This window comes from Pseudolactococcus yaeyamensis, from assembly GCF_054658615.1.
In genome coordinates this window covers 16,052-27,807 of sequence record NZ_BAAGGP010000035.1, presented here as the reverse complement: position 1 = coordinate 27,807, position 11,756 = coordinate 16,052, and the positions used below count along the sequence as shown (strand labels likewise).

Below are 11,756 nucleotides of genomic sequence, written 5' to 3'. Positions count from 1 at the left end.
ATTTTGGCTCATCGTACTTATTTGAAACAAGTAAATAAAAGGGTTAGTGTCAAGCAGAATCTATTGAAATGCTTGGTGAATGAGAAGATATTGACTGACGTAATAAAAAGTTTATGAAACGACCGTGTGTTTATAGAGACCTCTCTGTAAGAATCTTCTGTCTTAGGTGTCGTTAATTTAAACGCCTTTAAACTTGCACTATGATTATCTATATTATACTTGACCTTAATTGTTCGATTTTCTAAATCTACATTTTCCCACATCAAAGCAAGCGCTTCACAAATTCTTAACCCTGTCAGGTACATCATTTCAATTAAATTATTCAGTCGTGTTGCAGAAGTTGTAGATTCAAAATGTTTTACAAATAACTTCATTTCATCTTTGGAGAAAAATTTAACCCTTTTTCTCTCCAATTCTTCAAAAGTTCGTTTGTACTTTGGTAATTCAACTTTGTCAATAGGGTTGACATCTACGTAACCTATTTTTACTGCGTAATCAAAGAATATTTTAACGAGTGTTTTTTGTAATTTTTTATATGAATTTGAATTTTCGCTTGATATAAAAAAGTTTTGAAAATAGCCACTTGAAATGCTTTTTATTCGTTTATCTAGGATATTTACCAGAATACTTTTTAAAGTGTTGTCTTGTGTATAGAACGTACTATCTTTGACTTCTTGCTTACGAAAAGCACTGTATTCATCGTAAACCTCTTTAACTGTTATCTGGTTAGCCCTTTGACCTAACCTTTTACTTATATCATCTTCAAGTAATTTCTTTTCAATCTTTGCTTCAAGTTTTCGTCTCGCTTCCCCTTGTGCCTGTCTGGTCTTGGAATTTAACGTAATCGTCGCTTGTTTCCATTTACCCTCACTTTCGTCATAATATTTTTCGTAGTAACGGTACTTGCCGTTACTTGTTTTTTTGTAAAACAATATACCCACCTTTCTTGGTATATCATTAGTTGAATAACTAATTATACCATGCTTTAACTAAATTTTTGTGATTCTCGATACTTCAAATATTCAAAAAAACCCTTAGGATTGATTAAAGTCAACCTACTACTTGGGCTTATCGTGATATGTTTAAATTGTTCAGTTTTGCGAATTTCTGTCAAATATTTTTCTAGTGTTTTTTCTTGAATGACGGAAAATATTGCTCAATCAGGGTCTGTTTATCCACCAAAATATCTGGAAAATTATTAATATCCATCTAAACCACTCCTGTCTCTTTATAATTAACGTATCTCACAGGAATCGAACCTGTAACTCTCTTGCAAGTGTCTTACCATTAGACTAGAGATACACCGAATTATTTCAATTCTTTTCTAAATTTAACCTCGTAATGCTCATGATGACTGAGTGTAAATTCTCGCCACCTACGCCCATTATCCGAGATTATTTTTTTATCTACTTTAAAAATTCTAAAACCACTGCAAACTTGACAAAAATAATCTTGTTCTACATCTTTAATACTCATAGTATTCAATATCTCCAACATCTTCTATTTTCAAAATACTCAGCTTCAGAAATTTCAATGCCAATAATAGTGTGATGATGTTCTGCTGTTGCAATTAATCGCTGAACGGATGCCACAACTTGTTCAAAAGCCTCGTCAGTAAAATTATCCTCTGTATAATGAATGTCTTCAAAGACATTTCCCGTTTCAGTCGCAACGATTGGGGCTCCGAAATACTTTGCATGTCGGATATAACTTTCAAACTTTTGCAAGGCAACTTCCCGAGTTGACAAATCTGGATGAATCATATTGATATAACAACTCAAAATAGCAATCTGAACTTGTGATTGTTCAAAGATATGCTTAACATAAGTCCCAAATCCAGGGCTCAAATTTTCTGCTTCACTTGACACAGTTGGAAATGAGAGGGGCAATGCCAATTGGACATTTGAAATACCCATTTTCTGAATTTCTGCTGGTAACGTTTCAATCGTCAATTGAGCTGACAAATCATGCCCACGAATAGCTAAGTTATATGGCATCGTCTATTTCTCCTGTTATAAACTAAAAGACTGTTCAATCATTCTTGATAGTCCAGTCTTTGATATTTCAATTCAAATTAGCTCACAAGCTTCAGTCACAGCTTTAATTTTCCGACAAATTTCCAAACACTCTGGATCAAACTGATAATTTTCAGGTAGATTAATCTTGGTCGTAATCATCTTTACTTGCACAATAATTTTTGCTCTTGTATTTTCAAGTTCGATTTTTCTCATCAGGTCATTGTAAATTATTTTAAGCTGCTCAAGCGTTGTCTCTGATGTAAATGGATACTTATTTTCAATCATCACAAACAGCCTTATTTTTCTCCAAGATACCCCTCACGTGGTGTCACACCAAAACCTGCCGCAAGTTTCCAGAGATTTTCATCTGTCAATGTTTGTCTAATGCCACCTTGCGCACAAACATAGGTATAAACTTGCGCTGCTTTTTCAGCTGTTTCGATCAAGCCAAAAACTTCATCCATGTCACGACCAGCCCCATAAATACCGTGCTGCGGCCAGAGCACCAAGCGGGTTTCTTTCATTTTTGCTGCTGTTGCTTCACCAATCTCATTGGTACCGGGTACAAACCATGGAATGACTGAAACACCTTCTGGAAAGACGACCAGACATTCCGTACACATTTGCCATAAAGTTCGTGTAAAGGCTTTTTCATCTAAATCATGGGTAAAGGTCATGGCTAGTAAATGCGTCGCATGATTGTGCATAATAATGCGATTTTCAGGGTCAACAGCTAATCTAGCAATATGACTCATGAAATGACTTGGTAATTCACTGGTTGGCACAGCACCATTATCCAAGCCCCAGAGCAATTCCAGCGTTTTCCCGTCTGCTTTAATTCGCACTAAACCTAGATTTTCAGCAGGCTTTTTAGCAACATTTTTAAAATATTTCCCTGAACCTGTTACTAAAAAATATTTCCCAGCCAATTCACTGGCATCAAAAATCATCGGAATTTCTCGAATCACTTCTGTTGGTTCAAGAAAAGGGAGGACTTCTGCTTCGTCTAGCAAATAAGTAATGTTACCACCATTGCGCTCATCCCAGCCCAATCGGTAAAGATTTGAGGTCACCTCAATCATTTCTTGGACATAATCTGCATGTAAGATATCTAATTTTTTCACAGTTTTTCTCTCTTTCTACTTAGCCACGTTTAGACAGGACTTCTGCCTCGTATTTTTTGACATCATCAAACCACGCCGCACCAACTGGTACGCCTTGTTGTTCACAAAAATAATCCCAGATTGCCCCAAATGGCAGATCCTTGTATTCTTCCGTCAAAACTAAGCGACTGGTAAAATCAAAGTCCAGTTCCAATTGTTTCAAATCTTCGGTAGGTTCTAACAGAGCTTTGAGCAAGGCTTTCTGCGCATTGCGCACACCCACAACCCAAGCTGCCACACGGTTAATCGTCGCATCAAAAAAGTCAAGGCCAATCGCTGTTCGCTCAAGTAAACCGCCACGAACAATTTCTTTCATAATCTCTTGCAATTCATCATCCATGATAATCACGTGATCGCTATCCCAACGCACAGGACGCGACACATGGAGCATCAGCTTGTCAGAAAATAGAGATAGACTTGAAATTTTGTTTGAAATCACTTCAGTCGGATGATAATGTCCTGCGTCCATTAAAATCGTCTTGCCACGTGTCAAGCCATAGCCCATGTAAAACTCATGACTACCAACGGTGTAGGCCTCGCCACCGATACCGAAAACCTTAGATTCGACGGTATCAATCGTATAATTTTCATCTATTTCTTCTGAGAAAATTTCATCAAGCGAGTCCATTAGACGCTGACGAGGTGCCAAACGGTCAATGGGATTATCCTTGCTCGAATCTGGCACCCAGAAGTTGTTATAGGTTGGCTGACCTAATGACTTACCAAAATATGCCGCAATCTTTCTCGAACGTTTGCCATGCTCAATCCAGAAATCACGAATAGTTTTGTCTGGATGCGCCAAGGTGTAGTTATCCTGATACATGGGATGACTGAAAAATGTCGGATTAAAATCCAAGCCTAAACCCTTTTCTTTTGCCCAAGTCACCCATTTTTCAAAATGTTTGGGTTCAATTTCATCTAAATCAACCTTTTCATCTGTATCAAGGTAAATGGCATGCAGATTGAGTTTATGCTTGCCCGGAATGAGTGATAGCGCCTTATCCACATCTTGACGCAATTCGTCAGCGTTTCTTGCCACACATGGATAGTTACCAGTCGATAAAATACCCCCGCTCAGTTCGCCACCCGAATTTAGAAAGCCTTTCACATCGTCGCCCTGCCAACAATGCACTGAAATCTTTGTCTGAGCCAATGTTTTCAATGCCTGTTCAACATTCACACCAATTGTCTCATACTGCGCTTTTGCTACTTCAAATCTTGCTTTAACTTGTGTCATTTATTTTCTCCTAACCAATTTTTATAAGTTTGAACGACTTCTTGATAGTCGCTACTTGGTTGATAATGTTTAAAGTCAAATGACTCAGCAATCAATTGCCGTCCTGCTTGAATGGACGCAAGCTGGCCAACAGCGATTTGTTGCATGATAATATTACCAACGGCTGTCGCCTCACTTGGTCCCGCAATCACTTCAAGACCTGTGACATCTGCTGTTAATTGATTTAAAAAGTCATTATTTGCCCCGCCACCAACGATGTGGAGGGTCTTAATTTTATCCTTGATACTCGCCAATTGCCCTAATTTTTCAAGCTCAACAGCATAATACAGGGCTAAATTATCATAAATCGTTCGCGCTAATTCACCCGTGGTTTCTGGTGCAGTTTGTCCATTTTCTAGGCAAGCGACTTGAATGGCGTTAGACATGTCATCCGGATTGAGTAATTTGTCAGCATTGACATCAATAAACCGCTGAAAGGCAGGCACTTCAGCCGCCAAAGCTGCCATTTCGGGATAGCTGTGCTGATAATTTTCACCCCTCGCCACTTCCTGAATCAGCCACATTCCCATGATATTTTTCAGAAAACGAATCGTGTTGTGGGCACCCCATTCGTTCGTGTAATTTTCCTGAAAAGCTGTTTGGGAGACATCAAATGCTTTTGTCTCAATGCCAAGCAAAGACCATGTGCCACTGCTGATATAAGCCCACTCTTCGTTCGTAACTGCTGGTGTGCCAAGGACTGCTGAGGCTGTATCATGACTGGCCACATTGACCACTGTGACCTTAGGCAAATCAAATTCTGGAAAACGCTCTGACTGCAACTCACCCAAGACATTGCCCGCATCCACTAGGGGTGGCAACAGCTCCTCAGAAATGCCAAGGATTGCTAACAAATCCTTATCCCAAGTTTGAGTCGCAACATTTAAGAGCTGCATGGTTGACGCATTTGTCTTTTCCATGACCTGCTGACCAGTTAAAACATAGCCCAGATAATCAGGAATCAGTAGCAACTTATCCGCTTGATCAAGTAAGGCTCTATCTTCAACAAAAAGTTGAAAAAGGGTATTAAAGGGCTGAATTTGAATCCCTGTTTTGCCATACAAGGTTTCTAGTGGCATCTTCTCTTTGAAAGCTGCGACAGCTTGACTGGTTCGCTCGTCTCGATAGGCAATGGGCTGCTGGAGAAGTTGACCGACCTTATCCATCAAGCAATAATCAACTGCCCAAGTATCAATACCGAGGATGCAGTCAGTTACACCATCTTGTTTGAGTTTTTGTAGACCCACTAAAATGTCCTGCACTAAATGGTCAATAGCCCAATAGTCATGCTGCCCAACTTTAGAAAAGCCATTTTTAAATCGATGAATTTCTTCCAATACTAGCTGACCTGTTGGATGGCTACCTGTTTTAATCAGTCGACCACTTGAGGCACCAATGTCTACTGCAACAAATATTGTCATCTTTTTCCTCACTCTCTATTTTAGAAAACGCTATCATTTCCCTATATGATTTAGTATATAACTTAATTTCCACTGTTACATCTCACTATTTTGGTGTATAATTGCACTATATTGGTAAATGTTGATAAGGAGGCGAACAAAATGACTTATTGGGAAAAAGGCAATCATAATTGGACATCTGATTCTTTACGCTACATCAAAACACCATCACAAAAAACGCGTGATTTATTTTACTATATTCAAGAAGTCGGTCACTTTAAAGCGAATCAACCTTATTTTGCAGAACGAAGTAATCTCCCTTCATATCTAGTCAAACTGACACTTTCTGGTGAAGGTGAACTTTTCTATAATGAGACACATTATCAAATTCAAGTCGGCGATATTTTCTTTATTGATTGCGAAAATTACCAACGCTATGCGACAGTGAGTGAAGTGCCTTGGGAAATGGATTGGATTCATTTTAATGGTGCTCAAGCGACACAATTCTACGAAGAGTTTATTAAAACGGGTGGGAATGTCTTTCATACAGATAAATATACAGTGTTAGACAATCCAATCCATCTCATCTTGACACAACTATTAAATTTACAAAAACAAACAAATGTTAAAACTGATTTTCAATCCTCTATCTTAATTCATGAATTATTAAACGAATTACTACTACAAAAATTTCATCTTGACTTTGATGAAGCGGAAATACCTGATTACATTTTACAAATAAAAAAACATTTAGATGAGCACTTTAAAGCAAAAATGACGTTAGAAATGTTAGAACAGATCTTTCATATCAACAAATATCAAATTGTAAAAGATTTCACGCGCTACATCGGCACATCACCTATCAACTATTATCTCAATCATAAAATTTCCTATGCTAAGGATCTACTCAGATATTCTGATTTTTCGATTAAGGAAATTGCTTTAGAAATCGGTTTTGACAACTATGCCTATTTCAGTCGCTTATTCAGAAAAAAAACAGGATTGGCACCGAAAGTCTATCGGAAAATTGGCTAGAAAGCTTCGCTAATTTTATTGAACTATCTTCTTATTTCACAATAAACTGAAAATAGAAGTAACTGATTAATTCTGGGAGACAAGCAATGACAAAAAAACTATTAAAAATCACTTTTTGGTTATCCTCTGCCATCATCATGCTCATAGCAATTATCTGGATTGTTTTTCAACTCTCACCAAAACCCGGTGCTTATATATTCGGTCAGATGTTTAATCGACCAGTTAAAATAGGCGATACGCAAGCCTATCAAACAGCTCACAAACAAGTCGACATTACCTACGATCTGACTTACACCTCCAAGCAGTCAAAAAACACCTATGACCTCTACACACCTAAAAACACCGACAAACCACTACCTGTTTTAATCTGGGTACATGGTGGTGGCTTTGTCGGTGGAGACAAAGCCAATATGAAAGAATTTGCGACACGAATCACTGCAGATGCACATATCGCAGTCGTTAGCATGAACTACGAGCTAGCACCCAATGCCCACTACCCTAGTCAAGTCATGCAAGTAGATGAGCTCATCAAGCACCTTCAACAAAATAACAAGGCAACACTCAATCTCAATACCCTATTTTTGGGTGGCGATGGCGCTGGCTCACAAATCGCTTTACAGTATGCCACGATACAAACCAGCGCCAGCTATGCCAAAGATATGGCTATGCCCACAACTATTCCAAATGCTATCAAAGGTGTTATCTCTTATAGCGGTCCAGTCAATTTAAAGCAATTCGCCCAAGAATCAGCAAACAATCATATCATGCAATTCTTCGCCAAAACAATCGCATGGTCACTACTCGGCGAACAAAACTGGCAGACTAGTCCCAAATTAGACCAAGGTAGTCTCGTCAGTCATGTTACCAAAAACTTCCCGCCCACTTACATCACCGACGGCAATTTCTACTCCTTCCAAACACAAGGCATAGCACTAGAAAAGCGGTTAAAAAAAACTATCTGTCCCAGTCACTAGCCTCTTTTTTGATAACGCCAAAAAACAAATCGCCCACGAGTATCAGTTCAACTACACCACGTCAGAGGCTAAAACCTGTTACGAACAAACCCTTTCTTTTTTGAAACAATACATCTGAAGCTCAGAGCCGTTGCGCTAACATGCAAGCATAGATGAGTTAAACTCACCACACCTAAATTCGACACTAACCTAAAACGCAAAAAAAGCCATCGTCAGCAGAGACGATAGCCTTTTTACTTATTATTTCATAGTCACTTGACCAACGGTTTGATTTGGTCTCACTGCTTTACCAAGTTCTGTCAAGGCAACGTTAGCAACGACATCACCATTAGTGAAAGCAACGATAATATCTGTCCCTTTACCAGCAGCTTTTACAGCAGCAAGGTCCATAATCGCAATTTCATCACCAGCTTTGACTTCTTGACCAGCTTTAACTTTCATTGTGAAAGGTTTACCTTTAAGAACAACTGTATCTACACCCATGTGTAGCAAGACTTCAAGACCTGTTGGTGTCATAATCCCCAAAGCATGTTGGGTTGGGAAAATGCTTGAAATTTTACCAGCAACTGGTGTGTAAATCGTATTTTCTGTCGGTTGAATAGCATAGCCATCTCCCATGATTTTTGTTGAGAAAACGGCATCAGCAACTTGATTCATCGGAATCACTGTTCCTTGTGTGGGCGAATAAACATCAATTGTCGCACCATTTGTCACTGGCGCTACCGGTGCTGTAGAACTAGCCGCTGCAACACTACTCACACCACCATTTTGTTGCATTTTGTTCATTTCATCAGCAACAAATTGGACTTCTGTTCCGACAATGACTTGGATGTTTTCCTTGTCAATGACGCGAACACCTGGTACGCCAGTTGCTTTGATTTTATCTTGGTCAGCTTTGGCTGTATCTTTCACGACAAGACGGAGACGCGTTGTACAGTTATCAATTGAGACAACGTTTTCTGCACCACCAAGACCAGTGTAGATACGTGCTGCTAAAGCTGCAAATTTGTTATCGGCAAACGACTCATCGAGGTCTAAGTCTTCTTCCCCTTCGCCTTCTTCACGACCCGGTGTCATCAAGTTGAATGTTTTAATGACGAAAGTAAAGACGAAGTAGTAAACAACTGCCATGATCAAACCTAAGACAACTAACATCAAAGGTTGGTTAGCGATTGGCACACGTAAGCTCAAAACGAAATCGACAAGACCAGCTGAGAAGTTAAAACCAGCAGTCCAGTGGAAAAGCGCCGCGACAAACATTGAGATACCTGTCAAGGCTGCATGTACCACGTATAAAGGCCAAGCTACGAACATGAATGAGAACTCAAGAGGTTCAGTTACCCCTGTAAAGAATGACGCAAAAGCTGCTGCAAGCATCAATGATGCTGTTGCTTTTCTTTTTTCTGGACGTGATTGACGGTAGATAGCATAAGCACCAGCTGGGAGACCAAACATCATAACTGGGAAGAAACCAGCTTGATACATACCGGTGATTCCTTTAGTACCTTCGTTAGCCCAGAATTTACCGATATCATCGATACCTGCGGTATTAAACCAGAACACATTGTTCAAGGCATGGTGCAGACCAGTTGGGATAAGCAAACGGTTGAAGAAACCATAGAGACCAGCACCCACAGCGCCCATTTTGGCAATAGTTTCACCAAATGTAACAAGTGTACCAAAAATTGGAGGCCAGATGAACATCAGACCAGCTGATACAACGAGCATCAAAGCTGCTGTCACGATTGGCACACAACGTTTCCCACTAAAGAATGAAAGCGCCATTGGCAACTTGACATTTGAAAAACGGTTATACATAGCTGCTGCTAACAAACCTGCCAAAATCCCAACGAAAACGTTACCGTTGTTCATTTTTGTAAAGGCAGCATTGACTTTTTCCACATCAATGTGTTGGAAAGCCGCAATGGCTGCTGGATTCAAGAGTTGCATGGGTACCAAGAAAGCGACCATACCAGTCAGCGCTGATGCGCCATCTCTATCTTTTGACATCCCAAGTGCCAAACCAACGGCAAACAAAATACCAAGGTTGGCTAAAATCGAGTCACCTGCTTTTAACAAGAAGGCAGCAATAATATTGTTTGCGCCCCAACCTGTTGGATCAATCCAGTAACCAATCCCTGAAAAAAGTGCTGCAACAGGTAATGTTGCAACTGGGAGCATCAATGAGCGTCCCATTCTTTGCATGTATGCTTTCATAGCATGTGCTCCTCCATTTAATATAAAAAATAATTAATCATGTAAAGTCTTACTTCTTAATCATCCGCAATCGCTCAATATGGATAGCTAGATAACCTAATTCTTCATTTAAAACCAAATAATTGAAATCCTGCTGCATCAAAACTTGAATTTTTTTCGCAATAGCAAAGCTTTCAGGATACTTTTCTTGGACGAGTCCCATAATTTCCTGGTCTAAGCCGACATAACGATTCGTTTGAGAACGTTGAATAAATAATCGCAAATGATTAACCAAACGAGAATACGTTAAGGCAAAGTCCTCACCGTCAAAAGAAAACTGCAGCTCACGCTCAATCAACCGCACAATTTCTGAAATAATCGTAATCTCACGAATACTCTCACTGTTGTCCGAATTTTTACATCTAGCTGTGTGAATATGGATAGCAATATACCCCGCCTCATCAAAGCTATAAGGAATATCCAATTCCCGCTTGAGATAATCAACTGCCCACTGGGCAACTGAAAACTCTTCGGGATAGAGGACTTCAATTTCTTTCAACAGTTTATTGCGCACAAAAATATGATTTTGAATATTTTCAGCCGCAAATGCAATGTGATCGCATAAGCCAATATTGATATGAGGATTTAACTTCTCCCCAAGAACCGCCTCTGCATGAACAATAATGTCCTCAGTGGCAAAGAAAAACTTTTCATCAATTTGACTTAATAATGTTTGCAGTTTCTTAACACCTTCAGGTTCCAAGACAAACAAGCGTTCAATTGCGTCTTGCGCAATTGTTTCGCCAGGTCTTGCTTTGAAACCGATTCCTTTACCAATTGCGACTTTCGCCTGTCCTTCGTCAAGGACAAGCACCGCATTTTGATTCAATGCTTTTTGAATTTCCATCATTTTCTTTCTCCTGCAGAAAAGAAATAAGTAACAACACGTGACCATAAAAAAATAGGCATGGCGTAGCTGAAATAAGGATTTTCTCCCTTTTTCAGACTTGCGCCATGCCTAGTATCATCTAGTCACATGAAATCGTTTACAGCTGTCAACACTTATTATTTTAACAGGTCTATACCAATTTGTCAAGCCTTTTTTAAAAAAATTTAAATTTCTTATTTTGACAGATTCTCAGCTATTCGCATCACGATGACTCGGCACTAACTTGAATTTTTCTTAAAAGTATGTCAAAATACTTCTATAACAGAAAAAGAGGGTTAACCATTATGCCATTTGTCCATATTGATTTATTTGAAGGTCGTACTGACGAACAAAAAATTGCGCTTGCGCACGATATCACCGAAGTTGTTATCAAGAATACTGGTGCACCAAAATCTGCCATCCATGTTTTTATTAACGACATGAAGGAAGGCACTTACTTCCCAGAAGGTGAAGTCAAAAAAGTCAATCACTAGAAAATGAGTTCTGATGTACAAGTCAGAACTCATTTTTCATTTAAGCGTTGATCTAACTTAACGATTGTTTTAATATGTGCTGGCAGGTGTTACTATGTCAATCAAGTGATGTCCTTATAACAAGGATATAGAGAAATTGTGCCTTCAAATTATTTGAGTCTTATTTTCCTAAGCTATAACTTCTATAAAGAGAGTGTATCGATGTATCTTTCCTTGAAATTCATGTTATTTTTTTCAAAAAAAGACAGACATACAAGTGATAACACTACTAT

General features: G+C 39.0%; 11 protein-coding genes, 1 tRNA gene and 1 pseudogene. 3 read left to right on the top strand and 10 right to left on the bottom strand.

The window, feature by feature from the left end; genetic code table 11:
* Positions 1-17: 17 nt before the first annotated feature.
* From ACYQ21_RS08240 to rhaB, 8 genes are all read right to left on the bottom strand, one after another.
* Entirely contained in the window at positions 18-932 is a 915-nt protein-coding gene (locus ACYQ21_RS08240; protein WP_460057441.1) for a tyrosine-type recombinase/integrase, read from the bottom strand.
* Between the two features lie 306 nt (positions 933-1,238).
* Positions 1,239-1,302 (bottom strand) — tRNA-OTHER (locus ACYQ21_RS08235).
* Positions 1,303-1,308: 6 nt separating this feature from the next.
* Positions 1,309-1,476: a hypothetical protein gene (locus ACYQ21_RS08230; protein ID WP_460057439.1), complete on the bottom strand. Its 168-nt coding sequence runs from the start codon at positions 1,474-1,476 to the stop codon at positions 1,309-1,311.
* Positions 1,477-1,481: 5 nt separating this feature from the next.
* Positions 1,482-1,997 (bottom strand): sugar phosphate isomerase/epimerase family protein, encoded by a 516-nt coding sequence (locus ACYQ21_RS08225; protein WP_460057437.1) that lies wholly within the window; start codon positions 1,995-1,997, stop codon positions 1,482-1,484.
* 72 nt (positions 1,998-2,069) lie between these two features.
* A complete protein-coding gene (locus tag ACYQ21_RS08220; protein WP_460057435.1) occupies positions 2,070-2,303 on the bottom strand; it encodes a hypothetical protein in 234 nt (77 codons plus the stop codon).
* A gap of 11 nt (positions 2,304-2,314) precedes the next feature.
* Positions 2,315-3,142, bottom strand: coding sequence for a rhamnulose-1-phosphate aldolase (rhaD, locus tag ACYQ21_RS08215; protein WP_460057433.1), 828 nt, complete (start codon positions 3,140-3,142; stop codon positions 2,315-2,317).
* 19 nt (positions 3,143-3,161) lie between these two features.
* Positions 3,162-4,418 carry an L-rhamnose isomerase gene (gene rhaA, locus ACYQ21_RS08210; protein ID WP_460057431.1) on the bottom strand — a complete coding sequence of 419 codons (1,257 nt, stop codon included), beginning with the start codon at positions 4,416-4,418 and terminating at the stop codon, positions 3,162-3,164.
* Positions 4,415-5,878, bottom strand: a complete 1,464-nt coding sequence (gene rhaB / locus ACYQ21_RS08205; protein WP_460057429.1) for a rhamnulokinase — start codon at positions 5,876-5,878, stop codon at positions 4,415-4,417. Before rhaB ends, rhaA begins: the two co-directional genes overlap by 4 nt.
* 141 nt (positions 5,879-6,019) lie before the next feature.
* Here rhaB and ACYQ21_RS08200 point away from each other — a divergent pair, with 141 nt between their 5' ends.
* Positions 6,020-6,892: an AraC family transcriptional regulator gene (locus ACYQ21_RS08200; RefSeq protein ID WP_460057427.1), complete on the top strand. Its 873-nt coding sequence runs from the start codon at positions 6,020-6,022 to the stop codon at positions 6,890-6,892.
* 86 nt (positions 6,893-6,978) lie between these two features.
* A pseudogene (locus tag ACYQ21_RS08195) lies at positions 6,979-7,984 on the top strand (alpha/beta hydrolase).
* Between the two features lie 122 nt (positions 7,985-8,106).
* On the opposite strand, the gene nagE reads toward ACYQ21_RS08195, so the two are convergent.
* On the bottom strand, positions 8,107-10,083 hold the full coding sequence (gene nagE, locus ACYQ21_RS08190) for an N-acetylglucosamine-specific PTS transporter subunit IIBC (RefSeq protein ID WP_460057425.1): 1,977 nt from the start codon (positions 10,081-10,083) through the stop codon (positions 8,107-8,109).
* Between the two features lie 49 nt (positions 10,084-10,132).
* Positions 10,133-10,969, bottom strand: a complete 837-nt coding sequence (locus ACYQ21_RS08185) for a PRD domain-containing protein (RefSeq protein ID WP_460057444.1) — start codon at positions 10,967-10,969, stop codon at positions 10,133-10,135.
* Between the two features lie 326 nt (positions 10,970-11,295).
* Between ACYQ21_RS08185 and ACYQ21_RS08180 the strand changes: the two genes are divergently transcribed.
* Entirely contained in the window at positions 11,296-11,484 is a 189-nt protein-coding gene (locus tag ACYQ21_RS08180) for a 4-oxalocrotonate tautomerase (RefSeq protein ID WP_460057423.1), read from the top strand.
* The last annotated feature ends 272 nt before the right edge of the window (positions 11,485-11,756 follow it).